This is a genomic window from Enterobacter quasihormaechei (genome assembly GCF_004331385.1).
In the GTDB taxonomy this organism is placed as follows: domain Bacteria; phylum Pseudomonadota; class Gammaproteobacteria; order Enterobacterales; family Enterobacteriaceae; genus Enterobacter; species Enterobacter quasihormaechei.
The window spans coordinates 125,771-149,859 of record NZ_SJON01000004.1 but is presented as its reverse complement, the minus strand read 5'-3'; the positions used below and the strand labels follow the sequence as shown (position 1 = coordinate 149,859).

24 protein-coding genes are annotated in these 24,089 nt (G+C 57.1%); 8 read left to right on the top strand and 16 right to left on the bottom strand.

Annotated features, from left to right (window positions below; translation table 11 throughout):
• Positions 1–252: 252 nt before the first annotated feature.
• Positions 253–393, bottom strand: a complete 141-nt coding sequence (gene yjjY, locus E0L16_RS07600) for a YjjY family protein (protein ID WP_001541509.1) — start codon at positions 391–393, stop codon at positions 253–255.
• A gap of 95 nt (positions 394–488) precedes the next feature.
• On the opposite strand from yjjY, the gene arcA reads away from it, so the two are divergent.
• Positions 489–1,205: a two-component system response regulator ArcA gene (gene arcA, locus E0L16_RS07595; protein WP_003856501.1), complete on the top strand. Its 717-nt coding sequence runs from the start codon at positions 489–491 to the stop codon at positions 1,203–1,205.
• A 49-nt stretch (positions 1,206–1,254) separates the two neighbouring features.
• Here arcA and creA read toward each other — a convergent pair whose 3' ends face one another.
• Positions 1,255–1,725: a protein CreA gene (creA, locus tag E0L16_RS07590; protein ID WP_063450711.1), complete on the bottom strand. Its 471-nt coding sequence runs from the start codon at positions 1,723–1,725 to the stop codon at positions 1,255–1,257.
• A gap of 215 nt (positions 1,726–1,940) precedes the next feature.
• On the opposite strand from creA, the gene robA reads away from it, so the two are divergent.
• Positions 1,941–2,810 carry an MDR efflux pump AcrAB transcriptional activator RobA gene (robA, locus tag E0L16_RS07585; RefSeq protein WP_063450712.1) on the top strand — a complete coding sequence of 290 codons (870 nt, stop codon included), beginning with the start codon at positions 1,941–1,943 and terminating at the stop codon, positions 2,808–2,810.
• On the opposite strand, the gene gpmB is transcribed toward robA, so the two are convergent.
• Positions 2,807–3,454 (bottom strand): 2,3-diphosphoglycerate-dependent phosphoglycerate mutase GpmB, encoded by a 648-nt coding sequence (gpmB, locus tag E0L16_RS07580; RefSeq protein WP_063867415.1) that lies wholly within the window; start codon positions 3,452–3,454, stop codon positions 2,807–2,809. The two genes, robA and gpmB, sit on opposite strands and share 4 nt — an antisense overlap.
• Before the next feature lie 47 nt (positions 3,455–3,501).
• On the opposite strand from gpmB, the gene yjjX reads away from it, so the two are divergent.
• The gene (yjjX, locus tag E0L16_RS07575) at positions 3,502–4,017 is read left to right on the top strand and encodes an inosine/xanthosine triphosphatase (RefSeq protein WP_131636657.1); all 516 of its coding nucleotides are present in this window, start codon (positions 3,502–3,504) and stop codon (positions 4,015–4,017) included.
• A 27-nt stretch (positions 4,018–4,044) separates the two neighbouring features.
• Here yjjX and trpR read toward each other — a convergent pair whose 3' ends face one another.
• Positions 4,045–4,374 (bottom strand): trp operon repressor, encoded by a 330-nt coding sequence (gene trpR / locus E0L16_RS07570; RefSeq protein WP_010427104.1) that lies wholly within the window; start codon positions 4,372–4,374, stop codon positions 4,045–4,047.
• A 55-nt stretch (positions 4,375–4,429) separates the two neighbouring features.
• Positions 4,430–6,367, bottom strand: a complete 1,938-nt coding sequence (sltY, locus tag E0L16_RS07565) for a murein transglycosylase (protein WP_131636656.1) — start codon at positions 6,365–6,367, stop codon at positions 4,430–4,432.
• 226 nt (positions 6,368–6,593) lie between these two features.
• Between sltY and ettA the strand changes: the two genes are divergently transcribed.
• Positions 6,594–8,261, top strand: a complete 1,668-nt coding sequence (gene ettA / locus E0L16_RS07560) for an energy-dependent translational throttle protein EttA (RefSeq protein WP_006810191.1) — start codon at positions 6,594–6,596, stop codon at positions 8,259–8,261.
• A gap of 93 nt (positions 8,262–8,354) precedes the next feature.
• Here ettA and E0L16_RS07555 read toward each other — a convergent pair whose 3' ends face one another.
• The 4 genes from E0L16_RS07555 to serB all read right to left on the bottom strand — a co-directional run bounded on the left by E0L16_RS07555 (position 8,355) and on the right by serB (position 13,137).
• On the bottom strand, positions 8,355–9,254 hold the full coding sequence (locus tag E0L16_RS07555) for a LysR family transcriptional regulator (protein WP_063867412.1): 900 nt from the start codon (positions 9,252–9,254) through the stop codon (positions 8,355–8,357).
• Between the two features lie 186 nt (positions 9,255–9,440).
• Positions 9,441–10,673: a multifunctional transcriptional regulator/nicotinamide-nucleotide adenylyltransferase/ribosylnicotinamide kinase NadR gene (gene nadR / locus E0L16_RS07550; protein WP_063867411.1), complete on the bottom strand. Its 1,233-nt coding sequence runs from the start codon at positions 10,671–10,673 to the stop codon at positions 9,441–9,443.
• 35 nt (positions 10,674–10,708) lie between these two features.
• Positions 10,709–12,094, bottom strand: a complete 1,386-nt coding sequence (gene radA, locus E0L16_RS07545) for a DNA repair protein RadA (protein ID WP_003856523.1) — start codon at positions 12,092–12,094, stop codon at positions 10,709–10,711.
• A gap of 74 nt (positions 12,095–12,168) precedes the next feature.
• Entirely contained in the window at positions 12,169–13,137 is a 969-nt protein-coding gene (gene serB / locus E0L16_RS07540) for a phosphoserine phosphatase (RefSeq protein WP_131636655.1), read from the bottom strand.
• A gap of 117 nt (positions 13,138–13,254) precedes the next feature.
• On the opposite strand from serB, the gene E0L16_RS07535 reads away from it, so the two are divergent.
• Both E0L16_RS07535 and lplA read left to right on the top strand, forming a co-directional pair.
• Positions 13,255–13,899, top strand: a complete 645-nt coding sequence (locus tag E0L16_RS07535; protein ID WP_131636654.1) for a YtjB family periplasmic protein — start codon at positions 13,255–13,257, stop codon at positions 13,897–13,899.
• A gap of 39 nt (positions 13,900–13,938) precedes the next feature.
• Positions 13,939–14,955 carry a lipoate--protein ligase gene (gene lplA / locus E0L16_RS07530; protein WP_131636653.1) on the top strand — a complete coding sequence of 339 codons (1,017 nt, stop codon included), beginning with the start codon at positions 13,939–13,941 and terminating at the stop codon, positions 14,953–14,955.
• An 85-nt stretch (positions 14,956–15,040) separates the two neighbouring features.
• On the opposite strand, the gene deoD is transcribed toward lplA, so the two are convergent.
• The 4 genes from deoD to deoC all read right to left on the bottom strand — a co-directional run bounded on the left by deoD (position 15,041) and on the right by deoC (position 19,345).
• Positions 15,041–15,760 carry a purine-nucleoside phosphorylase gene (deoD, locus tag E0L16_RS07525; protein WP_003856538.1) on the bottom strand — a complete coding sequence of 240 codons (720 nt, stop codon included), beginning with the start codon at positions 15,758–15,760 and terminating at the stop codon, positions 15,041–15,043.
• A gap of 102 nt (positions 15,761–15,862) precedes the next feature.
• Entirely contained in the window at positions 15,863–17,086 is a 1,224-nt protein-coding gene (deoB, locus tag E0L16_RS07520; protein WP_063867407.1) for a phosphopentomutase, read from the bottom strand.
• A gap of 53 nt (positions 17,087–17,139) precedes the next feature.
• Complete coding sequence (gene deoA / locus E0L16_RS07515; RefSeq protein WP_063867522.1) at positions 17,140–18,462, bottom strand: thymidine phosphorylase; 1,323 nt, start codon at positions 18,460–18,462, stop codon at positions 17,140–17,142.
• A gap of 103 nt (positions 18,463–18,565) precedes the next feature.
• The gene (gene deoC, locus E0L16_RS07510) at positions 18,566–19,345 is read right to left on the bottom strand and encodes a deoxyribose-phosphate aldolase (RefSeq protein ID WP_063867406.1); all 780 of its coding nucleotides are present in this window, start codon (positions 19,343–19,345) and stop codon (positions 18,566–18,568) included.
• Between the two features lie 263 nt (positions 19,346–19,608).
• Between deoC and E0L16_RS07505 the strand changes: the two genes are divergently transcribed.
• A complete protein-coding gene (locus E0L16_RS07505) occupies positions 19,609–21,144 on the top strand; it encodes a YjjI family glycine radical enzyme (protein WP_131636652.1) in 1,536 nt (511 codons plus the stop codon).
• Positions 21,119–21,979, top strand: a complete 861-nt coding sequence (locus E0L16_RS07500) for a YjjW family glycine radical enzyme activase (protein ID WP_131636651.1) — start codon at positions 21,119–21,121, stop codon at positions 21,977–21,979. The genes E0L16_RS07505 and E0L16_RS07500 overlap by 26 nt, the downstream gene beginning before the upstream one ends.
• Here the strand turns inward: E0L16_RS07500 and E0L16_RS07495 are convergent.
• The 3 genes from E0L16_RS07495 to E0L16_RS07485 all read right to left on the bottom strand — a co-directional run bounded on the left by E0L16_RS07495 (position 21,974) and on the right by E0L16_RS07485 (position 24,089).
• Positions 21,974–22,756, bottom strand: a complete 783-nt coding sequence (locus E0L16_RS07495; RefSeq protein WP_131636650.1) for a TatD family hydrolase — start codon at positions 22,754–22,756, stop codon at positions 21,974–21,976. The two genes, E0L16_RS07500 and E0L16_RS07495, sit on opposite strands and share 6 nt — an antisense overlap.
• Positions 22,753–23,805, bottom strand: coding sequence for a patatin-like phospholipase family protein (locus E0L16_RS07490; protein ID WP_063867402.1), 1,053 nt, complete (start codon positions 23,803–23,805; stop codon positions 22,753–22,755). The genes E0L16_RS07495 and E0L16_RS07490 overlap by 4 nt, the downstream gene beginning before the upstream one ends.
• A 122-nt stretch (positions 23,806–23,927) precedes the next feature.
• Entirely contained in the window at positions 23,928–24,089 is a 162-nt protein-coding gene (locus E0L16_RS07485; protein WP_003856556.1) for a DUF1328 domain-containing protein, read from the bottom strand.

The window sequence follows — 24,089 nt, the reverse complement described above, 5'->3', positions numbered from 1 at the left end:
ATCAGTTAGAATGTTAACAGAAGTCTATTATCCTTATGTTTTGTAATGATAATGACTATATGAATACTCTTTTCTGATTGGATTCGTATCGTTTATCAATCAATGTCCGCAACTAGTTGGTTTATTGAAAAATTGTGACAAAGGCTAGCATTCAGCTACGATGATTTCATCAAACTGTTAACGTGCTACAATTGAACTTGATATATGTCAACGAAGCGTAGTTTTATTGGGTGTCCGGTGTCACTTAGCCTGTTATGTTGCTGTTAAAATGGTTAGGATGACAGCCGTTTTTGACACTGTCGGGTCCAGAGGGAAAGTACCCACGACCAAGCTAATGATGTTGTTGACGTTGATGGAAAGTGCATCAAGAACGCAATTACGTACTTTAGTCACGTTAGGCCGATCATGTTAATTTGCGACATGCATCAGGCAGGTCAGGGACTTTTGTACTTCCTGTTTCGATTTAGTTGGCAATTTAGGTAGCAAACATGCAGACCCCGCACATTCTTATCGTTGAAGACGAGTTGGTAACACGCAACACGTTAAAGAGCATTTTCGAAGCAGAAGGCTACGATGTCTTTGAAGCGACCGATGGCGCAGAGATGCATCAGATCCTTTCTGAAAATGATATCAACCTGGTGATTATGGATATCAACCTGCCGGGCAAAAACGGCCTTCTTCTGGCGCGCGAACTGCGTGAACAGGCGAACGTCGCGTTGATGTTCCTGACAGGCCGTGACAACGAGGTTGATAAAATTCTTGGTCTGGAAATCGGCGCGGACGACTACATCACCAAGCCGTTTAACCCACGCGAGTTAACCATTCGTGCACGCAACCTGCTGTCCCGCACCATGAATTTGGGTACGGTCAGTGAAGAGCGTCGTAGCGTCGACAGCTACAAATTCAACGGCTGGGAACTTGATATCAATAGCCGTTCGCTGATTAGCCCGAACGGTGAGCAGTATAAACTGCCGCGCAGTGAATTCCGCGCGATGCTGCACTTCTGCGAAAACCCGGGCAAGATCCAGTCCCGTGCAGAACTGCTGAAGAAAATGACCGGTCGTGAGTTGAAGCCACACGATCGTACCGTTGACGTTACCATCCGTCGTATTCGTAAACATTTCGAATCTACGCCTGATACACCGGAAATCATCGCCACCATCCATGGTGAAGGCTATCGTTTCTGCGGTGACCTACAGGAATAATCCGTCACGTCACGCAGTAAAAAACGGCGCATTTGCGCCGTTTTTTTTATCAATGCCACGGCATAATGGGCACCGCGCTGATCGCATTTTTCGGTGAACCTTCCACGACTTTGTCGGAATAAGCCAGATAAGCTAACGTGTTGCGTTTCGCATCGTAGAAACGCACCACCTGTAGCTTTTTGAATACCAGCGAGGTCCGTTTCTGGAATACGACGTCGCCCTGCGCTTTGCCGTTTTTGATTTTGTCGCTCAATTCAACCGGGCCGACCTGCTGGCAGGAAATGGCCGCGTCAGACGTATCCTCAGCCAGCCCCAGCCCGCCTTTAATCCCGCCCGTCTTTGCCCGGCTGACGTAGCAGGTGACGTTTTTAACATCCGGATCGTCAAAGGCCTCCACCACAATTTTATGGTCCGGCCCAAACATTTTGAACACGGTATCCACAGAGCCCACCTGTTCAGCCTGCGCTGCGCTTCCCGCCATGAGTACCAACGCCGTAAAGAGTAAAGCCTTGTATTTCATATTGTTACCATTCATAAAAAATTACTCTGAGCGATTATTCAACACGTTAGCTAAAAATGTAGCAAGATCACAGGATTAGAATATATCCGCACATAAACCCCTACAAAAAGCATTTATGCGCAAAAAAAACACTGAATGCTAAAACGTCAAAAAATGCTATTATCCGCTAACCTGTAAACAGGCACCTGCGGCAGTTTTAAGGATGAGGATAGTATATGGATCAGGCTGGAATTATTCGCGACCTGCTCACCTGGCTGGAAGGTCATCTCGACCAGCCATTGTCACTGGATAATGTGGCGGCAAAAGCAGGCTATTCCAAGTGGCATCTGCAAAGGATGTTCAAGGATGTCACCGGTCATGCTATCGGTGCCTATATTCGTGCACGTCGGTTATCAAAGTCTGCTGTTGCGTTGCGCCTGACCGCGCGACCCATCCTCGATATTGCCCTGCAATATCGCTTCGATTCACAGCAAACCTTTACCCGCGCCTTTAAGAAACAGTTCTCGTTAACGCCTGCGCTTTATCGCCGCTCGCCTGACTGGAGCTCCTTTGGTATGCGTCCGCCGCTGCGTCTGGGCGAATTTGCGATGCCAAAATATGAAATCATCACCCTGCCGGAAACGCACCTGGTCGGCACCACCCAGAGCTACTCCTGTTCCCTGGAGCAGATCTCCGAGTTCCGCCATCAGATGCGCGTTCAGTTCTGGCGCGAATTTTTAAGCCACGCGCCGGCGATCCCGCCGATTCTGTATGGCCTGAACGAAACGCATCCAAGCCAGGAAAAAGACGACGAGCAGGAGGTGTTTTATACCACGGCGCTCACGCCTGACATGGCGAACGGGTACATTCATGGCTCGCAGCCTGTCGTGCTGGAAGGCGGCGAATATGTAATGTTCTCATACGAAGGGTTAGGAACGGGCGTTCAGGAGTTCATCCTGACCGTTTACGGGACCTGCATGCCGATGCTGAATCTGAATCGCCGTAAAGGTCAGGACATTGAGCGCTACTATCCGGCACAGGATGCTAAACCGGAAGAAGGCCCTATCAATCTGCGTATGGAATTCCTGATTCCGGTACGTCGTTAACGCTGTAATTCGTCCAGTGCAGGGGCATCAAGATGCGAAATGTCCCCTGCCGTTTCAACTACCCACCCCGATGCCAGCCAGGCGCTTTCCTGATAGTCGATACGGGAAATGGAACAGTTGCGCAGACGTAAACGGCGCTCGGCGTAAGCCGGCAGACCCAGAATGGTGCTCACCAGGCAACCCAGCGCGATACCGTGGCTCACCAGCAGCGGACGGCTACCTGCCGGAAGCTTCAGGCACTCGGCCAGCGCGGCATGCATACGCACGCTCAGCTCCTGCATGGATTCCCCCTCCGGGATGCGACCATCTTCGGTACCGTTCACCAGCATGCGACGCCAGCCTTCTTCGGTTTCCGTCAGCGTATCGATAGGACGTTTTTCCAGCACGCCCATATCCAGCTCGCGCAGGCGCGGTTCGAGGGTGACGTCACAGCCACAGGCATCGGCGATAATGCGTGCCGTCTGCTGCGTGCGGCCTAAATCACTGGAGATAACGTGAGTGATGCCCAGCGTTCTGGCGCGCTCCGCCACCTGCCACGCTTGTTGCACACCCTTGTCGGTGAGAGGACTGTCTGACTGCCCTTGAATACGTCGCTCGGCGTTCCACTGCGTTTCACCGTGGCGAACAAGGTATACCTGTAACATGCTTTTTTTCCGTTATACTGCGATGAATTTTTTAATCGAGCTTAATTATGCACCATGTTGTCTCTGCTACCACCAATCCTGCCAAAATTCAGGCAATTCTAAGGGCATTTGAAGAGATCTTCGGCGAAGGATCCTGCCATATGGACGCCGTCGGCGTCGAGAGTGGCGTGCCGGAACAGCCGTTTGGCAGCGAGGAAACGCGCGCTGGCGCACGAAATCGCGTGGCGAATGCAAAAGCCGCCGCACCCGACGCTGACTTCTGGGTCGCGATTGAAGCGGGCATCGACGAAGGGGCAACCTTTAGCTGGGTTGTCATCGAAAGCCGCGAGCAGCGCGGCGAAGCGCGCTCAGCCACCCTGCCGCTGCCGGAGGTCATTCTGGAAAAAGTCCGCGCAGGTGAAGCGCTCGGGCCGGTGATGTCACAGTACACCGGCATTGATGAAATTGGGCGTAAAGAAGGGGCGATTGGCGTCTTTACCGCCGGCAAGCTCACCCGTTCGAGCGTTTATCACCAGGCGGTGATCCTGGCGCTGAGCCCGTTTCATAACGCGATTTATCGTTAAGTTTGTAGGCCGGATAAGGCGAAGCCGTCATCCGGCGTTTTTCAGCAATACCGCTTCCAGCCACTGGCGCAGCTCAACCGGCGCCGACTTCAGGCTGTTCGATCCACGGGTGATGGTCGCGATGCCCGCGCCCAGCTCGTTTTTCAGCTCGCGCTGGCTCATCTCACCGCGTAATAGCTCTTCAATAATCCGCACGCGCGTGCCCAGCGCCTCACGCTCGTCCGGCGTAAGCATCAGCTGCATGAGGGGTAGGTGCAAATCCTGCTCGTAAGACTGTCGAAGCAGCTCCACAAAACGAAGCCACTCCTGATGACGCTGTTCGGCCATGGCCGAGGAATACGGGGAATGCTGGGTCATGTTATGCTGCCTCTTGTACTCATTAACGAGTACAGCATAACACAACCCACGCCGATCAGTAACGTCTCTGCCACTCGGCATCGCTCATCAGGGCATCTTTCTCCCCCATGAAGTGCCGATAGTAGGCGTCATACGCCAGCACGTTCTTCACGTATCCGCGCGTTTCCGAGAACGGAATGCTTTCAACGAACGCCACGGCGTCGAGTCGCCCTGCGCTGTTGCCGAGCCACGTCCGCACGCGCCCAGGCCCTGCGTTGTACGCCGCTGACGCGAAGATGCGGTTATTACCGAACTGCTGATAGACGTACTGCAAGTAGCTGGTACCGATATTGATGTTGGTATCCGGATCCAGCAGCTGGGACGGGCTGCTGTATCCCGGGATATTAAACATCTTCACCGTGTGCGTCGCGGTGCCCGGCATAATCTGCATCAGACCGCTGGCCCCCACCGGAGAACGCACTTTCGGGTTCCAGGCGCTCTCCTGGCGCGCGATCGCCATTGCGTAGCTCTGCGGGATATCTTTGTCGCGGGTGTAGCGCTCAAAGAGATCGTTGTACGCCAGCGGGAAACGCTCCTCAAGATGATCCCACAGCTTGCCGGCGATCGTCGCCTGTACGCTCAGATCCCACCAGCGATTATCAAACGCGTAGCGGGCAAGCTGCGCCTTCTCATCGACGGTACGGCTGGTCACCAGATTGGCCCACTCGCTGCGCGCGGTATTATCCAGATTCCAGTACATCAGCTCACGCACGCGGGCCATTTCTGGCCCCTGGGTCAGCGCCGGGTTCGCGTTGGCGGGCGCTTTGTCGATTTTCAGCGTGTACTCCTCACCCAGACGCTGTGCCGCCGCCATCGGGTAGAAGCCGCGCTGCTGCATCAGGGAGTGGAGGATCGCTTTGGCTTCGTCTTCACGGCCACGCTCCAGCAGCAGGTCCGCCTGCCAGTAACGCCACTCATCTTTCTCTTTGGCATCCATCGGCAGACGCGCCAGCCAGGTATTGAGGCCGCGGCGGTCGCCCGTGCCCAGCGCCATGCGCACGCGGCGCTCCACCAGCGAAACGGAGTTTGAACGCATCACCGCATCGTCACGCCAGCGCGCCTGTTCGTCGGTGACATCCGTGCCCATCAGTCGCCACGCCACAATGTCGCGCAGCTCTTGGGTTTGATCGTCATTAAGCTGCTGAGCCTGCACCAGCTGCGGGATCATCAGCCGCGCGTTTTCCACATCGTCACGCGCCACGCTGGCAAAGGCCACCGCCGCCATTTGACGGGTAAAATCGGTCGCGCCGGTGGTACGCGCAAACGTCAGCACGGTGTTGGGATCGTTTGCCAGACCGATAACGGCAGACGCAATGGTCTGATAATCCGCTGGCATCTGGCCCGCCAGCACGTTGACCAGCCGGGTGTTTCCGGCCTTCATTGCCAGGCGAATACGTTCCAGGTAAGCGAGCGGATCCTGCTTGCCCGAGGCGCGCCAGGCGCTGAAAAGCGGGTCACAGGCGTTTGGCTGGCTTTTGCCCGTCAACCACAGATCTTTCGCCCCGGCCCAGGCTTCCTCCTGCTGACCGGTCGCCCATTTCGCATAATAGTAATTACACTGCGCTTCCGTCGCACCCGGTTTATCCGGGCTGAAGGCCAGCAGGCCGCGCCAGTCTTCACGACGGGCCAGCTCGTTCACGAACCGGGATTTCAGGGTGCGCGCAGGCGGCAGGGTCGGGTTCGCCTGAATGAAGTTATTCACGGTGACGGTCGGTTGATTCATGAGATCGTCCGTGATCTGGCGATACTCAAGGTACGGATACAGCGGATAATCCTTCAGCGTCGGCATCAGCGCCTGCACGGTATCCATCTGCTTGTTGTCCCATGCCTGTTTAATCTGGGCATAGCGGTTACGTTGTTCATCCAGTGAATCGGCATGCACCGCCTGGCTTACCGCCATTACGCATACGCTGGCAGCCAGCAGACGCCAGACCACCCGTTTGGCTTTTTCCACAAGCTCTTCCTCATTGTTTTTCGTTAGTTGCAGCGTCTTGCCACGTCAAAGTTACCTCAACTTATGCTAACCAGGCATCCCACAACGCGCCACGTCGTGGACACTTTTTTACCTTTCTTGCGCGTTTTAACACTCCCGACGTTCCTGGCTGGGATTAGGGCGTGAAAAAGGCTACACTTCGAGGCTGAAATTCATTCTCATCACGATAAAAGAGGCGAAGTCCAACGTGGCTCAATTCGTTTATACCATGCATCGTGTCGGCAAAGTTGTCCCGCCGAAACGTCATATTCTTAAAAATATCTCGCTGAGCTTCTTCCCGGGCGCAAAAATTGGTGTTCTGGGTCTCAACGGTGCCGGTAAGTCCACCCTGCTGCGCATCATGGCCGGCATCGATACAGACATCGAAGGTGAAGCCCGTCCGCAGCCTGGCATCAAGATCGGCTACCTGCCGCAGGAACCTCAGCTGAACCCGGAACACACCGTACGTGAATCCGTTGAAGAAGCGGTGTCCGAGGTGGTTAACGCGCTGAAAGGTCTGGATGAAGTGTATGCCAAATACGCCGAGCCGGATGCGGACTTCGACAAACTGGCCGCTCAGCAGGGCAAATATGAAGAGATCATCCAGGCGCACGACGGTCACAACCTGAACGTGCAGCTGGAGCGCGCGGCTGATGCCCTGCGTCTGCCGGACTGGGATGCAAAAATCGCGAATCTCTCCGGTGGTGAGCGCCGCCGCGTGGCGCTGTGCCGCCTGCTGCTGGAAAAACCAGACATGCTGCTGCTCGACGAACCAACCAACCACCTGGATGCGGAATCCGTGGCCTGGCTGGAGCGCTTCCTGCACGACTTCGAAGGTACCGTAGTGGCCATTACCCACGACCGTTACTTCCTCGACAACGTGGCAGGCTGGATCCTGGAGCTGGACCGCGGTGAAGGGATTCCGTGGGAAGGCAACTACTCCTCCTGGCTGGAGCAGAAAGATCAGCGTCTGGCTCAGGAAGCTTCTCAGGAAGCGGCGCGCCGTAAGTCTATTGAGAAAGAGCTGGAGTGGGTTCGTCAGGGCGCGAAAGGCCGTCAGTCCAAGGGCAAAGCCCGTCTGGCGCGCTTCGAAGAGCTGAACAACACCGAATACCAGAAGCGTAACGAAACCAACGAACTGTTTATCCCGCCTGGAGCACGTCTGGGGGATAAAGTGGTTGAAGTGACCAACCTGCGTAAGTCATACGGCGACCGCCTGCTGATCGACGATCTGACCTTCTCCGTACCGAAAGGTGCGATCGTGGGCATTATCGGTCCGAACGGCGCGGGTAAATCGACCCTGTTCCGTATGATGTCCGGTCAGGAGCAGCCTGACAGCGGCTCTATCACCCTGGGTGAGACCGTGAAGCTGGCGTCCGTTGACCAGTTCCGCGACGCGATGGACAACAGCAAAACCGTGTGGGAAGAAGTGTCCGGCGGGCTGGATATCATGCGTATCGGCAATACCGAGATGCCAAGCCGCGCCTATGTTGGCCGCTTTAACTTCAAGGGCACCGACCAGGGCAAACGCGTGGGCGAGCTGTCCGGCGGTGAGCGTGGTCGTCTGCACCTGGCGAAACTGCTTCAGGTTGGCGGCAACGTTCTGCTGCTCGATGAACCGACCAACGACCTGGACATCGAAACCCTGCGCGCGCTGGAAAACGCCCTGCTGGAGTTCCCGGGCTGCGCTATGGTTATCTCGCACGACCGCTGGTTCCTTGACCGTATCGCGACCCACATCCTGGACTACCAGGACGAAGGTAAAGTGGAGTTCTTCGAAGGTAACTTCACCGAATACGAAGAGTACAAGAAACGCACGCTGGGCGCTGACGCGCTGGAGCCGAAGCGTATTAAGTACAAGCGTATTGCTAAGTAAGTGCCAAAAAAGCCGGGTGGCGCTCACGCTTACCCGGCCTACGGTTCTGCGCTGTTTGTAGGCCGGGTAAGGCGAAGCCGCCACCCGGCTTTTTTATTTGCCCACGTAATACCGCTTCACCTCGTCAAACTGCATCGCAAACTCGATATAGCTCATCAGCGCGGGCGAATTGAGCTTACGGCTCGGATAGGCCAGCCACAGATCGTTTCCCTCAACGCTCCACTCCGGCAGCACTTTCACCAGCGCGCCCCTTTCGATTTTGTCTTCCAGCAGGAATGCGGGTAACAGCGTGATCCCCGCCCCGGCAATCGCGCACTCGCGGGCGTACACCAGGTTATCCGTCAGATGGGCGTTATCCGGCAGAAAGCGATAATCCTCGCTCTCGCTCTGCAACAACCACTCAGCCCAGGATTTATGGGTAATACAACGGTGATCCACCAGCTGTCGGGGATGGGTTAACGGCTCCCGGCGCGCCAGATAGTCAGGCGATGCCAGCATGTAGCGTGGACAGTGCCCTATCATGCGGCCGATCAGGGAAGAGTCCTGAGGTTTCCCGGTTCGCAGGGCAACGTCGAAACCCGACTCCACAAGATCGAGGACATCATCTGAAATTGAGACATCGAGCGAAACGTCAGGATAGCGAAGCTGGAACTCGGCATTCATATGCGCCAGCAGGGTCGCGCCAATCCCCGCCGGACACGTAATACGCAGCCGTCCGCTGGGGTTTTCGCGCAGGCGCTGAATGGCATACTCCGCCCGCTCGCTGGCCGCCAGCATCTCGCGACAGTGCACCAGATAGTGCTCGCCCGCGAACGTCAGGCTGATCCTGCGCGTGGTGCGATTCAGCAGACGGATCCCCACCTGTTGTTCAAGCTGGCTGATGCGCTGGCTGACGCTGGATTTCGGCAGCTCAGCTTTCAGCGCCGCCGCGGTAAAGCTGCCCATTTCTGCCACCAGCGCAAACAGCGCCATATCCTGAAGCTGTTTAAACATGATTGTTCACCCCGTGCGAACGGTGAGCTCTGGATTGTCCATCTTATTACGCAGCTGACCCCTTACCAGACTAGCCTCAACAAGACGCATTTCATCGAGGAGCACAGGTCAGTGAAATGATTGCGCCGCAGGGGTATATGCGTGGGGAGGTAGTGGTTGAGTTCTGAGTGGATAATTCCCCTCACCCTAACCCTGCTCCCCCATCATCTCTTTCACCAGCTCGACGCAGCGCAGGAAACGGGTGTCGTAGTCCGACTCTTCCACATGCACAAACTCAACGTTGTTTTCGTTAAGCATCTCAACCAGCATGGTCTGGAACTCGCGCCTGTCCACCGAGCTGCCCAGGCTGCGCATGCCGTCGGCCACCCACGGCGTGTTGTTTTCCAGCAGGATCACCAGGTCAAAGCGATATTCGTCAATCAGCGCCTGCACAAACGGGTGCTCACGTCCTTCGTACTTTTTACAGAACGCCTGCGTGGTGACGAAATCAGTATCAATAAACGCGACTTTGTTGGCGTATTTCACCGCAAAATCAATGTATTGGGCGTGCCCCAGCGCAATTTTATCGTAGTCGGAATACTGCAATGCCATCTCGTCACCGCCGAGGTGCGAGAAGACGTAATCGCGGCCATACTCCCACGCGCTGGTGGTGTTGAAGATATTCGCCAGCTTATTAACCAGCGTCGATTTGCCGCTCGACTCGCCGCCAAGGATCGCCACCGTACGCACGAAGAACGGCTTCACCTCGGTCGGGATGTAGTCCCAGTAACGGAACGGGTTTTCGCGGATCTGCGCCCCGCTGATGTTCATAAAGGTGCGTTTAGGATCGATCAGCACCGTCTCGATGCCCAGATGCTCGCGGAACTGCGGCGCGTCGGACTCTTCAGAGGTGTAGATCCAGTTAGGCGTAATGCCCTTCTCTTCCATAAACGCTTTGACGCCGTTGCTCCACACGTCCCAGCCGTGCGGATATGGCTCCATGCCCTCTTCATTAAAGGCATGAATGCGAATATTTTTCTGATACTTAAACGTCTGAAGCAGCCAGCGCAGGCGGTCCGGCACCGTGGGCTGCTGCGACATGGCGCTGTCTTCAAACAGCTGGCGATCGCGGGTTTCGTCGTAGCCCATGATGATATGCAGCTCGTCGACCTGGCTACAGGCGCGCTGGATCAGATAGATGTGCCCGGTATGCAGCGGGTAGAACTTGCCGAACACCACGCCTATATTCTTTTGCATCCGCGGAAATTCAAGCCCCAGAAAACGGTGCAGCGCTTCAAGCTTCTGCGCGCTGGGGCTTTTGATTTTGGCGTTCAGCAGTTGGCTCAGGTAGCCCTTGGTCATGCCGCTGGCGTCCGCCACCTGCTGCAACGTGCAGCCCTTCTGGCGGATCGCGGTCTTGATGTAGTCAAATGATGACATAAATTACGGTGCCTCCTGCAAAATCGAATACGTAATTATAAGTCGTCAAAGACATTTAACGCATCTGCGAGTTTTTTAACGCCAAAAACCTGCATCCCTTCCGGGATTTTTTTCGGCACGTTGGCGGCCGGAACAATCGCGCGGCGGAAGCCATGTTTTGCCGCTTCGGAGATACGCTCCTGTCCGCTCGGCACCGGGCGAATTTCGCCCGCCAGCCCCACTTCGCCAAACACCACCAGATCCTGCGGCAGCGGTCTGTCGCGCAGGCTGGAGACCATCGCCAGCAGCAGCGCCAGGTCCGCGCTGGTTTCGGTCACCTTCACGCCACCCACCACGTTGACGAACACATCCTGATCCGCCATTTGCAGGCCGCCGTGACGATGCAGCACCGCCAGCAGGATCGCCAGGCGGTTCTGTTCCAGACCGACCGCCACGCGCCGTGGGTTGCCCATCATCGAATGATCCACCAGTGCCTGAATTTCGACGAGCAGCGGACGCGTCCCTTCCCACAGCACCATTACCGAACTCCCGGAGGTGATCTCGTCGCCACGGCTCAGGAAGATGGCTGACGGGTTGCTGACTTCGCGAAGCCCCTGCTCGGTCATGGCAAAAACGCCCAGCTCATTCACCGCGCCGAAGCGGTTTTTGTGGCTGCGCAGGGTACGGAAGCGGGAGTCCGCATCGCCGTCGAGCATCACCGAGCAGTCGATACAGTGCTCCAGCACCTTCGGACCCGCCAGAGAGCCGTCTTTGGTGACGTGGCCCACCATCACAATCGCCACGCCGCGCGTTTTGGCAAAGCGCGTTAAATACGCAGCCGTTTCACGCACCTGCGCCACGCTGCCCGGCGAGGACTGAATGTCCGCCATGTGCATCACCTGGATGGAGTCGATCACCATCAGCTTCGGCTGCTCTTCTTCGGCGATCATGCAGATTTGCTCGATGCTGGTTTCCGACAGCATATTCAGGTTACCGGTCGGCAGGCCGAGACGGTGAGCGCGCATCGCCACCTGCTGGAGGGATTCTTCACCCGTCACATACAGGGTTTTCATCTGTTCGGCGAGCTTGCAGAGCGTTTGCAGCAGCAGGGTCGATTTGCCCGCGCCCGGGTTACCGCCGATCAGAATGGCGCTGCCCGGCACCACGCCGCCGCCGAGCACGCGGTCAAATTCTTTGAATCCGGTTGAGAAGCGCGGCAGCGCCTCAAGGCTGATATCCGAAAGTTTTTGTACTTTCGACACGCCTGCATTGCCCGCATAGCCGCTCAGCCGTTCATTGCGGGCCACGCTCGGCGAAGCCGCCACACCACGCACTTCGGTGATGGTGTTCCAGGCATGACAGGCGCTGCATTGCCCCTGCCAGCGCGGATAATCCGCACCACATTCATTACAGACAAATGCGCGTTTTGGAGCTTTCGCCACGGTTTACCTCGTTATTTCTGTGCGGCCTGCGTGCCGGGTGGCGCTTACGCTTACCCGGCCTACAGCGCAGACCGTTATTTCTGGTTGATGCTGCCGGAGAGAATGCAGAACACCCCCATCAGATCAGCGTGACGGATAGTGACTTCCGTCTTTTCATTCACTTTTGGCTTGGCGTGGTAAGCAATACCCAGACCGGCAGCTTTGATCATCGGCAGATCGTTCGCGCCATCGCCGATGGCGACGGTCTGCTCAACCGGAACATCATATTTTTCCGCCAGACGCGTCAGCGTACTGGCTTTGTACTGCGCATCCACGATGTCGCCGATGACCTCTCCGGTCAGCTTGCCGTCCATGATCTCCAGCTCGTTTGCCACCACGGTGCTCAGACGCAGCTTGTCACGCAGGTAATCGGCAAAGAAGGTGAACCCGCCGGAGGCAATCGCCACTTTCCAGCCGAGCGTCTCCAGCTTGAGCACCAGCTGCGTCAGCCCCGGCATCAGGGGCAGTTCATCGCGCACCTGACGCAAAATGTTCGCATCGGCTCCCTTCAGGGTCGCCACGCGTTGTCTCAGGCTGGCGGTGAAATCCAGCTCGCCGCGCATCGCGCGCTCGGTGACGTCCGCCACCAGCTCGCCGCTGCCCGCCAGTTTAGCGATCTCGTCGATACATTCGATCTGAATGGCGGTAGAGTCCATGTCCATCACCAGCAGGCCCGGCGTTTTCAGGTGCGGGATCTTGCCGAGCGGGGCAACGTCCAGCCCGGCATCGTGCGCCAGGCGCGTGGCGCGCTGCGTCAGGGAACCCGCGAGGCGAATGACCTGATAATCTTCCACGCACCAGGCCGCAACGATGACCATCGCTGCGCCCAGTTTGGTTTGATACTGGGTCAGGCGTTGCTTATCCAGGCCGCGTCCGTACAGCAGCCAGCCGCTACGGCCAGCGTGGTAATCGAGGGGCATCACCTCATCGCCACTTAACGAGAGCGGCAATCCTGGCCATAAAGAGACATCCGTTGGCAGGTCGCACCAGGTAATGTTCGGCATTGAAGCTCCTGTAATTTCGTTCGCGCCGGAAGGTTCCAGAGGGAAAATAACGCATGAGGCTACCCTGTAACCATCACTTCTGGCAACATTAAGCCGTAAATTTTCAGCAGGTGGAATATGGCTCGCGCAAAACTGAAATTCCGGCTTCATCGCGCCGTGATTGTCCTTATCTGTCTCGCCCTGTTAGTGGCGCTGATGCAGGGGGCATCCTGGTTTAGCCAGAATCACCAACGGCAACGTAACCCGCAGTTTGAAGAGCTGGCCCGCACGCTGGCGCGCCAGGTGACGCTTAACGTCGCGCCGTCTATGCGCACCGAAACGCCGGACGACAAGCGGATAGCCCTGGTGTTGCGCCAACTCACGGAAAACAGCCGCATTCTGGATGCGGGCGTGTACGATGAACAGGGCGACCTGATTGCCCGCGCGGGTGAGCATGTCGACGTGCGCGACAGGCTGGCGCTGGACGGCAAAAAAGCCGGCGGTTATTTCAGTCAGCAAATCGTCGAACCTATTGAGGGCAAAAATGGTCCACTCGGCTATTTACGCCTGACGCTCGATACCCACACCCTGCCAACCGAAGCCAAACAGGTGGATAACACCACCAATATTTTGCGCCTGATGCTGCTCCTCTCGCTGGCGATTGGCGTGGTACTGGCGCGTACGCTGCTCCAGGGCAAGCGCACCCGCTGGCAGCAGTCGCCGTTCCTGCTAACCGCCAGCAAGCCGGTTCCCGAAGAGGAAGAGAGCGAGAAGAAAGAATAGTGATAAAGTAGGCAGATGATTCGGAAAAGGAACTCTGCCATGACGACGTTACGCCTGCTTATCTCTGACTCTTACGATCCCTGGTTTAACCTGGCGGTGGAAGAGTGCATCTTCCGCCAGATGCCCGCCACTCAGCGCGTGTTGTTTCTCTGGCGCAACGCCGATACGGTCGTCATTGGCCGCGCGCAAAATCCGTGGAAAGAGTGTAACACCCGCCGTATGGAAGAGGACAACGTCCGTCTTGCGCGCCGCAGCAGCGGCGGCGGCGCGGTGTTTCACGATCTGGGCAATACCTGCTTTACCTTTATGGCGGGCAAGCCGGAATACGATAAAACCATCTCGACCGCCATTGTCCTCAACGCGCTCAATTCGCTCGGCGTGAAGGCCGAAGCCTCCGGACGTAACGATCTGGTCGTGAAAACGCCCGAAGGCGACCGGAAAGTGTCAGGCTCCGCCTACCGCGAAACCCTGGATCGCGGATTCCACCACGGTACCCTGCTGCTGAACGCCGACCTGAGCCGTCTGGCGAACTACCTTAACCCGGACAAGAAAAAGCTCCAGGCGAAAGGGATCACCTCCGTACGCGGTCGCGTGACGAATCTGGTGGAACTCCTGCCGGGCATTACCCACGAGCAAATTTGCGATGCGATCCGTGAAGCCTTCTTTAAGCATTACGGCGAGCGCGTGGAGGCGGAAGTGATCTCCCCCGATAAGATCCCTGACCTGCCCAACTTCGCTGAAACCTTTGCCCGCCAGAGCAGCTGGGAGTGGAACTTCGGCCAGGCACCGGCGTTTTCACACCTGCTGGACGAGCGCTTCACCTGGGGCGGCGTAGAGCTGCACTTTGACGTGGAAAAAGGCCATATCACCCGTACGCAGGTGTTTACCGATAGCCTGAATCCGGCACCGCTGGAGGCGCTGGCGGCACGGTTGCAGGGCTGTTTGTATCGGGCGGATATGCTGCAACAGGAGTGTGACGCGTTACTTGTTGATTTTCCGGAACAGGAACAAGAGTTGCGGGACTTATCGGCGTGGATTGCGCAGGCAGTACGCTAGTAAAAAAGCCCGCTGGCGCTGCGCTTAGCGGGCCTGGAAAACCGTAGGCCGGGTCAGGCAAAGCCGCCCCCCGGCACTACAGCTTTTACTCTTTATCGCCCAGCAGAACGGATTCCAGCGCGATTTTGATCATGTCGTTGAAGGTGGTCTGACGCTCGGCAGCGGTGGTCTGCTCGTGGGTACGGATGTGGTCAGACACGGTGCAGATGGTCAGCGCTTTCGCACCAAACTCAGCCGCCACGCCGTAGATACCGGCCGCTTCCATTTCCACGCCCAGGATGCCGTATTTTTCCATCACGTCGAACATGTCGCCTTCTGGCGAGTAGAACAGATCGGCAGAGAACAGGTTACCCACGCGCGCATCGACGCCCAGTGCTTTTGCCGCGTCAACCGCGTTACGCACCATGTCAAAGTCGGCGATTGCCGCAAAATCGTGATCCTTAAAGCGGATGCGGTTAACTTTAGAGTCGGTACACGCGCCCATGCCGATCACCACGTCACGCAGCTTAACGTCCATACGCACCGCACCGCAGGAGCCAACGCGGATGATTTTCTTCACGCCGAAATCGGTGATCAGCTCTTTGGTGTAGATGGAGCAGGACGGGATACCCATACCGTGGCCCATTACGGAGATCTTGCGGCCTTTATAGGTACCGGTGAAGCCCAGCATGCCGCGCACGTTGTTCACTTCACGCACGTCTTCGAGGAAAGTTTCTGCAATGTGCTTCGCGCGCAGCGGGTCGCCAGGCATCAATACGACGTCAGCGAAATCACCCATTTCTGCATTAATGTGAGGAGTTGCCATCTTCAGTTCCTTTTCATTTGTTTTTTTGCCCGGTGGCGCTTCGCTTACCGGGCCTACGGTTTTGTAGGCCGGGTAAGGCGCAGCCGCCACCCGGCAATGACATCAGAACATAGCCTTGCCATATTCCATGTCAGACGTACCAAAGTATTTCGCAATCGTCTGGCCGATGTCCGCGAAGGTTTCACGGTGCCCCAGCGAACCCGGTTTTACTTTCGGGCCGTACACCAGCACCGGAATGTGCTCGCGGGTGTGGTCGGTACCGGTCCAGGTTGGGTCACAGCCGTGGTCGGCGGTCAGGATCAGAATATCATCTTCCCCCACCAGCTCCATCAGCTCTGGCAGACGGCGGTCAAACAGCTCCAGGCCTGCCGCATAACCGGCTACATCGCGACGGTGGCCCCAGGAGGAGTCGAAGTCCACGAAGTTGGTGAAGACAATGGTCTTATCGCCCGCCTCTTTCATCTCTTTGATGGTAGCGTCGAACAGCGCATCCAGACCGGTCGCTTTGACCTTTTTGGTAATGCCGCAGTTGGCGTAAATGTCCGCGATTTTACCGACGGAAACGACCTGACCGCCTTTCTCGTCGACGAGCTTTTGCAGCACGGTAGGTGCCGGTGGCTCAACGGCCAGGTCGTGACGGTTACCGGTACGCTGGAAGTTACCCGCTTTGTCGCCGATAAACGGACGTGCGATCACGCGGCCAATGTTGTAGCCGCCTTCGGTCAGCTCTTCCCGGGCGATTTCGCACAGTTCATAGAGTTTATCCAGGCCAAACGTCTCTTCGTGGCAGGCAATCTGGAACACGGAGTCAGCAGAGGTGTAGAAAATCGGCTTGCCGGTTTTCATGTGCTCTTCGCCGAGCTGATCCAGAATCACGGTACCGGAAGAGTGGCAGTTACCGAGGTAGCCCGGCAGGTTGGCGCGCTTCACCAGCTTATCGAGCAGCTCCTGCGGGAAGCTGTTCTCGTGATCGGAGAAGTAACCCCAGTCGAACAGCACCGGCACACCCGCGATTTCCCAGTGGCCGGACGGGGTATCTTTCCCGGAAGAGAGCTCGTGCGCCCAGGCGTAGGCGCCCACGACTTCCGCGTTACCGTCCATACCGGCTGCGATTTTACCGGTAGAGCCTTCATGCGCTTTTACCAGCCCGAGGCGGGTCAGATTTGGCAGGTTCAGAGGGCCTTTACGACCGTTATCCGCTTCGCCTTTTGCACAGGCTTCCGCGATGTGACCCAGGGTATCGGAACCCACGTCACCAAAACGTTCTGCATCTTCGGTTGCGCCGATGCCGAATGAGTCCAGCACCATAATAAATGCACGTTTCATAATTGTTCTCCGTACTTAGTGCTTCATAAAAATGCGATCAGATCAGTATACCGCTATTCAGTGATACGACGATAGACCGTCGGTGTGGTTTCCGGTGCTTTATCGTCAAGAGATATTGCCGCTTTCACCGCTTTCGCCGCGTCCTGCCAGCTGGCTTCGTCCTTCGCGTGGATCACCGCCAGCGGACGTTGGCCGTCAACGCTGTCGCCCAGACGGGCCATATCGGTAAAGCCGACGCTGTAATCAATGGTGTCCGATGCCTGACGACGACCGCCGCCCATAGATACGACAGCCATGCCGAGCGCGCGGGTGTCCATAGCGGAGACAAAACCTTCGCTGTCCGCGTAGACCGCCTTGCTGAGCATCGCGGTTGGCAGGTATTTCGCATAGTTTTCCACGAAGTCGGTCGGGCCTTTCTGCGCCGCCACCATACGGCCAAAGATCTCCGCCGCTTTGCCGTTGTCCAGCACCGCCTGAAGCTTCGCACGGGCTTCCGCATCGTCTTTGGCCAGCTTGCCGGAAATCAGCATCTCCACGCACAGCGCCATGGTGACGTCGAACAGGCGCGGGTTGCGGTATTCACCCGTCAGGAACTGCACGGCCTCGCGCACTTCAACCGCGTTACCGGCGCTGGAGGCCAGCACCTGGTTCATGTCGGTCAGCAGCGCGGTGGTGCGCACGCCTGCGCCGTTGGAGACGCCAACGATCGCTTCGGCAAGCTGAGCAGAGAGTTCATAGGTCGGCATAAACGCGCCGCTGCCCACCTTCACGTCCATCACCAGCGCGTCCAGCCCTTCCGCCAGTTTTTTGGCGAGGATAGAGGCGGTGATCAGCGGGATAGAGTCTACGGTGGCGGTAATATCGCGCGTCGCGTAAAAACGCTTGTCTGCCGGCGCAAGAGAGCTGGTCTGGCCGATAATCGCCACGCCAACGTCTTTAATAATCTCGCGGAAGCGATTGTCATCCGGGAAGATATCGAAGCCCGGAATGGCTTCCAGTTTGTCGAGCGTACCGCCGGTGTGGCCCAGGCCGCGCCCGGAGATCATGGGAACGTAACCGCCGCAGGCTGCCACCATAGGGCCGAGCATCAGCGAAGTCACATCACCCACGCCGCCGGTGGAGTGTTTGTCCACAATCGGGCCGTTAAGGTTAAGGCTTTTCCAGTCCAGAACGGTTCCTGAATCTCGCATCGCCATGGTCAGCGACACGCGCTCAGGCATCGACATATCGTGGAAGAAAATGGTCATCGCCAGGGCAGCAATCTGCCCTTCTGAGACGGTGTTGTCACGAATGCCGTTGATGAAGAAGCGGATCTCTTCGTCGCTTAAAGCAAGACCATCACGTTTTTTACGAATAATTTCTTGTGCGAGAAACACGGTAACCTCCATGCGGAATCGGGGGAGTTGTGGCGGGTACACTTACCCGCCCTACGATCCTGTAGGCCGGATAAGCGAAGCGTCATCCGGCATTGTCTGGCAATCAGTAGCTGCTTGCGCTCTTACCGTCGCCGTGACCCAGCGCTTTCAGCAGGCTGGCCAGCAGGCTGGACGCGCCGAAACGGTAGTGACGGGAATCCGCCCAGTCGGCACCAAACAGCTCGTCGGCAATCGCCAGGAACTGCTGCGCGTCTTCGGCAGTACGTACGCCGCCCGCAGGTTTGAAGCCAACGGTTTTGGATACGCCCATATCGCGAATGACTTCCATCATGATGCGCGCGCTTTCCGGCGTGGCGTTGACGGGCACTTTACCGGTAGAGGTTTTGATGAAATCTGCGCCAGCGTTGATGGAAATTTCAGATGCTTTACGAATCAGCGCTTCTTCTTTCAGCTCGCCGGTTTCGATGATCACTTTCAGCAGCACGTTTGCCGCCGCACAGGCGTCTTTACAGGCTTTCACCAGGTCAAAGCCAACCTGCTCATTGCCGGCAATCAGCGCACGGTACGGGAACACCACGTCAACTTCGTCTGCGCCGTAGGCAATCGCCGCGCGGGTTTCCGCCAGCGCAATCTCAATGTCGTCATTGCCGTGCGGGAAGTTAGTCACGGTTGCAATGCGCACGTCCGGCGTGCCCTGCTCTTTCAGCGTTTTGCGGGCAATCGGGATAAAGCGCGGGTAGATACAAACGGCGGCGGTGTTACCCACTGGCGTTTTCGCCTGATGGCACAGGGCGATGACTTTTTCATTGGTGTCGTCATCGTTCAGGGTGGTCAGGTCCATCAGCTTCAACGCGCGCAGGCTGCTTGCAGTTAAATCGGTCATAACATTCTCCAACGGCAGTGCCGTATCAATTTTACCTTGCGGGTCTGTGAGTATTCTAACATTCACCCGCCTCTACACTTCGACATTCATCACAGTTAATGAAAACTGTGTGCAAATTTGCATTACTGTAATGAGATCTTCTTCAAACTTTCATGCGCCAACCGCCGACTAAAGCAGCGATACCCCCTGTCGGATCAAAAGCGCCAACGGGCTGGCTTTCTACAATTCGTTCACCATCCGCAGAACCCTCAAGGAAGTTGAACATGCCCGACGCCCTGCAACAACGATGCCAGCACATTGTGACAAGCCCGGTGTTAACCCCGGAACAAAAACGTCATTTTCTGGCGCTGGAAGCGGAAAACAATCTGCCCTATCCCGCTCTGCCAGAGGCGGCACGCGCCGCGCTGGATGAGGGATTTATCTGCGACATGTTCGAAGGCCATGCGCCTTACAAACCGCGCTACGTGCTGCCGGATTACGCTAAATTCCTGGCTAACGGTTCAGAATGGCTGGAGCTGGAAGGGGCGAACGATCTGGATGATGCCCTCTCGCTGCTCACTATCCTTTACCACCACGTTCCGTCCGTCACGTCCATGCCGGTCTATCTGGGCCAGCTCGATGAAATCCTCAGTCCTTATGTTAAAATTCTAACACAGGATGAAATCGATAGCCGAATAAAACGTTTTTGGCGCTATCTGGACCGCACCCTGCCAGACGCCTTTATGCATGCCAATATCGGCCCGGCGGATACGCCCGTCACCCGCGCCATTCTGCGCGCAGATGCTGAACTGAAGCAGGTTGCGCCGAATCTGACCTTTATCTACGACCCGGACGTTACCCCCGACGATTTGCTGCTGAGCGTGGCGAAAAACATTTGTGAGTGCAGCAAGCCGCATATTTCCAACGGTCCGGTGAATGATAAAATTTTCACAAAAGGTCGCTATGGCGTAGTGAGCTGTTACAACTCCCTGCCGCTCGCGGGCGGCGGCAGCACGCTGGTGCGCCTTAACCTGAAAGCGATTGCGGAGCACAGCCACTCCCCGGAAGACTTTTTCACCCGTACCCTGCCCCACTACTGTCAGCAGCAAATCGCAATACTCGACGCGCGCTGCGATTTTTTATATGAGCAGTCCGGCTTCTTTGAGAATAGCTTCCTGGTAAAAGAGGGGCTGATTGATGCCGATCGTTTTGTGCCGATGTTTGGCATGTACGGCCTGGCCGAAGCGGTGAACGTACTGTGCGAGAAAGCAGGCATAGCGGGACGGTACGGTAAAAGCGAGCAGGCCAATGTGCTGGGCTACCGCATCAGTGAACAGCTTGCGGCGTTTGTTGAAAACACGCCGGTGAAACACGGCTGGCAGCATCGCGCAATGCTGCATGCGCAGTCAGGGATCAGTTCTGATTCGGGCACCACGCCGGGAGCGCGTCTGCCGTACGGTGACGAGCCGGATCCCATCAGCCACCTGCTCGCCGTAGCGCCGCACCATAAACACTATCACTCGGGGATCAGCGATATTCTTACCCTGGATGAGACGGTCAAACGCAATCCTCAGGCGGTGGTGCAGCTGTGCCTGGGGGCGTTCAACGCCGGTATGCGTGAGTTCACCGCGAATGTGGCGGGAAACGACCTGGTGCGCGTGACCGGGTATATGGTTCGCTTGTCGGATCTGGAGAAATACCGGGAAGCGGGTTCGAGAACGAACACCACGTGGCTGGGCGAAGAGGCCGCACGCAATACCCGTATTCTGGAACGTCAGCCGCGCGTGATTAGCCATGAACAGAAGATGCGCTTTAGTTAGTCAGGTCATCCCCTTCTCCTGCGTGGACGGGCCGGGCAGTCGCCTGGCGCTGTTCCTCCAGGGCTGTAACCTGCGCTGCAAAACCTGCCACAATCCGTGGACGATAGGGCGCTGCAACGACTGCGGCGACTGTGTTCCTCACTGCCCTCATGACGCGCTGACTCTTCAGGCCGGGCGCGTCTGGTGGCAGGAAAGTCACTGCCAGCAGTGCGACACCTGTCTGCACCTGTGTCCACAGCAGGCGACGCCGATGGCGCAGCGCTACAGCGTCGAGGAGATCCTCGCCCGGGTCCGCACGTCCGCGCCTTTTATCGAGGGCGTGACCGTCAGCGGGGGTGAAGCCACCACACAGCTGCCGTTTGTGGTGGCGCTGTTCACCGCGATCAAAGCCGATCCGTCCCTGCGCCATCTGACGTGCCTGGTAGACAGCAATGGTATGTTAAGCGAAACCGGTTGGCAAAAGCTGTTACCGGTATTTGACGGCGCGATGGTGGATCTGAAAGCCTGGGGCAATGAGCATCACTGTTTTCTGACCGGGCGCGAAAATTCGCTGATCAAGCAGAGCATACGCTGGCTGGCCGAGCGTCATCGCCTGACGGAGCTGCGCCTGCTGGCGATCCCCGATCGGTGTGATTATCTGCAACATCTGCCATCGCTGACCGCTTTTATCCACGCATTGGGGAACGTTCCGGTGCGGATCAACGCGTTTCATGCCCATGGGGTTTACGGGGAGGCGGCGCAATGGCGGAGCGCCACGCCGGAGGACGTCGAGCCGCTGGCGCGGGCGCTGGAACAGCAGCACATTACGGTGATCCGCCCGGCTCTTTATCTATAGCGTGATGCCAAAGACCGCGCGGGTATTTTCCAGCAGCGCGCCGGCAATCACCTCTTCAGGCTCCTGACGCAGTTCACACAGCACGTCAAAAACGCGCGCCGCCTGCTCCGGGCGGTTGGGCTGGCCCTGAAAACCATTCAGCGGCATGTCAGGCGCATCTGTTTCCAGCAGGAGCGAAGACAGGGGGAGTTGCGCCATCACGTCGCGGGTTTTGCTGGCTCGCGGATAGGTGATGGTGCCGCCGACGCCAATCTTATAGCCCAGCCCGATAAAACGCTGCGCCTGCTGAAGGCTGCCGGCGAAACCGTGGACCACGCCCGTGCGCGGCAGATCGATGCGCTTCAGGTGCATCGCCAGTTTGTCATGGGTACGTCTGGAGTGGAGGATCACCGGCAGATCGTGGCGCTTTGCCAGCCGGAGCTGCGCATCCAGGATCGTCTGCTGGCGTTCAAACTGCGGATCTTCACGATAGAGATCGAGGCCGATCTCCCCGATGGCAACCAGCTTCTTATCCGCGTTTTGCAGCGTGGCATCCAGCCTGTCGATATGTTCATCAAGATGGTGCTCAATCACGATCGGATGCAGACCCAGCGCGGCGTACAGTGCATCGTGAACGCGGGCAAGTTCCAGGACGTTCTCAAACCTCGCCGCCTCAATAGCCGGGACAATAATGCCCCTCACGCCGGCCTGAGCCGCGCGCGCGATACTTGCGGCTTCCTCACCGCTAAACGGGGGGAAATCAAAGTGGCAATGGGTATCGATAAAGCAGTGCGTCACGCCAGATCCTCGTTATCGAGTAAGCCATCGTTGGCCTGTGGCGCGTCCACCAGCGGCATCGCCACCGCGTCATTGGCCACAACGGCGGGCGGCAATATGATGCTTTTATGCCGATGAAGCGGCGGTTGCTCGGCCAGCATTTTCCCGACGGTCGCAAGGAAGTAACGCCCGCACAGCCGCCCCGTTTTGTAGTCCATACGCAACGCAGGCAGCCGGCTGCCCAGCGCCATGCTCAGCAGCGGCTTAGGCGGATAAATTTCAAAGATGCGCAGCTTGCCCGGGGGTTTTTCAATAAAGCGCTGCATCGCGCCGTAGGTCGTTTCATGCTGCTTTGCGATATTTACCAGCGGTTGCAGGCTGCTGTCGCCCAGCCAGCGTTCCATACGCTTAAACCACTGTGGGGTGTAATACATCTGCGAAGGCACCGTGCGGATCACCACAATGGTGTTCGCCCCACGCCGCGCCGCCTCCTGTACCGGTACCGCGTCGCTGATACCGCCATCAAGATAGCTGATCCCCTCCAGCAGCGCGCCGGTGCGGTAGAATCCGGGGATCGCGCTGGAGGCACGGATGATATCCAGCCAGTTCTCTTTCTGCGGCGAAAAGTAACCCGGCGAATAGTCATCGCCGCGGCTGGCGCACATCCAGAACTCTTTTCCGGTATCGAACAGTCGTGACGCGGTATCCATGGCCAGCGGCATCTGGCTGGAGGTGGCATCCAGCAGCCAGTCGAGATCGATCAGGTTCCCGCCGCGCACGAAGCGTACCGGGTTGAAGAACGCTTTGGAGGTGGTGTAGCGCATAATCACTTTGCGCGCATAGCCGGGCTGGTTACAGACGTAGGCAGAGAGATTCTGCGCCCCGGCCGAGGTGCCGAAATAGAGATCGAACGGGTTAAACTCAGCGCGCATAAATTCGTCCAGCACGCCTGCTGTGAAAATACCGCGCTGTCCGCCCCCTTCACAGACCAGCGCAAGCTGGCCTGCATGGAATGGTTTTAACGTCAGCGGCGCAATATTGCCGATCGTCACGGGAATTCGCTGCCCCACCTCTGCCTTCCTGTTTTCATTATTATGTTCAGACACAGTAACGCAGATCCCTGCCGGTTCTCAAACGAGAAAAAGCCAGTCACGAGGACTGGCTTGAGTTTGTTTAATGAATATTGCGTTTGCTACGGGCGACGTCGACCCGTAAACAGGCTCACCAGGAACAGAATAATACCGACGACGAAGACAATTTTCGCTGCCCATGCCGCGGTACCCGCCAGTCCACCAAAGCCCAATGCGGCGGCAATTAACGCGATAACCAGAAATATAATGCCCCAACGAAACAT

Excerpts from the sequence above, each read along its gene's own strand:
- arcA (WP_003856501.1), top strand. The coding sequence starts at position 489 with ATGCAGACCCCGCACATTCTTATCGTTGAAGACGAGTTGGTAACACGC.
- creA (WP_063450711.1), bottom strand. The coding sequence starts at position 1,725 with ATGAAATACAAGGCTTTACTCTTTACGGCGTTGGTACTCATGGCGGGA.
- robA (WP_063450712.1), top strand. The coding sequence starts at position 1,941 with ATGGATCAGGCTGGAATTATTCGCGACCTGCTCACCTGGCTGGAAGGT.
- gpmB (WP_063867415.1), bottom strand. The coding sequence starts at position 3,454 with ATGTTACAGGTATACCTTGTTCGCCACGGTGAAACGCAGTGGAACGCC.
- yjjX (WP_131636657.1), top strand. The coding sequence starts at position 3,502 with ATGCACCATGTTGTCTCTGCTACCACCAATCCTGCCAAAATTCAGGCA.
- trpR (WP_010427104.1), bottom strand. The coding sequence starts at position 4,374 with ATGACCCAGCATTCCCCGTATTCCTCGGCCATGGCCGAACAGCGTCAT.
- E0L16_RS07555 (WP_063867412.1), bottom strand. The coding sequence starts at position 9,254 with ATGTTTAAACAGCTTCAGGATATGGCGCTGTTTGCGCTGGTGGCAGAA.
- nadR (WP_063867411.1), bottom strand. The coding sequence starts at position 10,673 with ATGTCATCATTTGACTACATCAAGACCGCGATCCGCCAGAAGGGCTGC.
- serB (WP_131636655.1), bottom strand. The coding sequence starts at position 13,137 with ATGCCGAACATTACCTGGTGCGACCTGCCAACGGATGTCTCTTTATGG.
- E0L16_RS07535 (WP_131636654.1), top strand. The coding sequence starts at position 13,255 with ATGGCTCGCGCAAAACTGAAATTCCGGCTTCATCGCGCCGTGATTGTC.
- lplA (WP_131636653.1), top strand. The coding sequence starts at position 13,939 with ATGACGACGTTACGCCTGCTTATCTCTGACTCTTACGATCCCTGGTTT.
- deoD (WP_003856538.1), bottom strand. The coding sequence starts at position 15,760 with ATGGCAACTCCTCACATTAATGCAGAAATGGGTGATTTCGCTGACGTC.
- deoB (WP_063867407.1), bottom strand. The coding sequence starts at position 17,086 with ATGAAACGTGCATTTATTATGGTGCTGGACTCATTCGGCATCGGCGCA.
- deoC (WP_063867406.1), bottom strand. The coding sequence starts at position 19,345 with ATGACCGATTTAACTGCAAGCAGCCTGCGCGCGTTGAAGCTGATGGAC.
- E0L16_RS07505 (WP_131636652.1), top strand. The coding sequence starts at position 19,609 with ATGCCCGACGCCCTGCAACAACGATGCCAGCACATTGTGACAAGCCCG.
- E0L16_RS07500 (WP_131636651.1), top strand. The coding sequence starts at position 21,119 with ATGAACAGAAGATGCGCTTTAGTTAGTCAGGTCATCCCCTTCTCCTGC.
- E0L16_RS07485 (WP_003856556.1), bottom strand. The coding sequence starts at position 24,089 with ATGTTTCGTTGGGGCATTATATTTCTGGTTATCGCGTTAATTGCCGCC.